Raw genomic sequence first — 733 nt, forward strand, 5'->3', positions numbered from 1 at the left:
GGGTTTTCATATCGGGCGCAATATGGAGCCGTCTCCTGACCGCTAAATGAGCAATATCCCGCGCGATACCGTCTCGACACCGCCACTATGCTTGGCTTCGTCATTGAATCTGGCCTATAAAGCAGTCATGGGCGGTCTGCCAGACCGCGTGCACGCAGCCGATTATCAAGGGCCCCCAGCAACCATTCGCATCATCAAGTAATAGCCATGAGCACGACGACCAGCCATCCCACCCTCGCAGAGCGCTTAGGCCGCTGGCTGGGTCGTGCTGCGCGAGGCTATCTGCGTCGCGAGCAGAGCGTGGCACATAGGCTGGTCGCCAATGGCATGCCGGCAACTGGCGCCAGCGCGCTGCTGTGGACAATTAAGCTCACGCTGCTGGCTGTGCTGTTCTACGTTACGTTCTGGTTCGCGCTGCTGTTGGCGTTTCTGGTGGCGGTAGCGTGGGGCGCGGACGAAGTGGATTTGAATACGCCAGAACCCGAGTGGGAACACGGACCGGTCGGGTATGGTCTCTATTCCGACGACGGCTATCGGCTCGACGCACACGACCCGGACCACGAAACCCGGCTTTGAGGCCTGTCTTACGACTGTTTCTTGTTGCTTGGCTTATCAGGCCGCGCAGCCATGCCGATGGCACCTCTAAATGCCATGTTCGTAACTGCACCGCCACTTGCCTTGGCATCTCTCGTTCCTGCGGTCAAACCCTGTAGTGCCGAGCCCGCATGAATAC

General features: G+C 59.2%; 1 protein-coding gene. It reads left to right on the forward strand.

Features of this window, described 5'->3' with window-relative positions; translation table 11 throughout:
* Positions 1-207 precede the first annotated feature (207 nt).
* On the forward strand, positions 208-576 hold the full coding sequence (locus tag KDH83_RS31000) for a DUF3742 family protein (protein ID WP_212322926.1): 369 nt from the start codon (positions 208-210) through the stop codon (positions 574-576).
* The last annotated feature ends 157 nt before the right edge of the window (positions 577-733 follow it).

Origin of the sequence: Achromobacter sp. Marseille-Q0513 (assembly GCF_018195695.1) — a bacterium.
Lineage (GTDB): Bacteria > Pseudomonadota > Gammaproteobacteria > Burkholderiales > Burkholderiaceae_B > Achromobacter.

Coding starts and splice junctions, on each gene's coding strand:
- KDH83_RS31000 (WP_212322926.1), top strand. CDS start 208: ATGAGCACGACGACCAGCCATCCCACCCTCGCAGAGCGCTTAGGCCGC.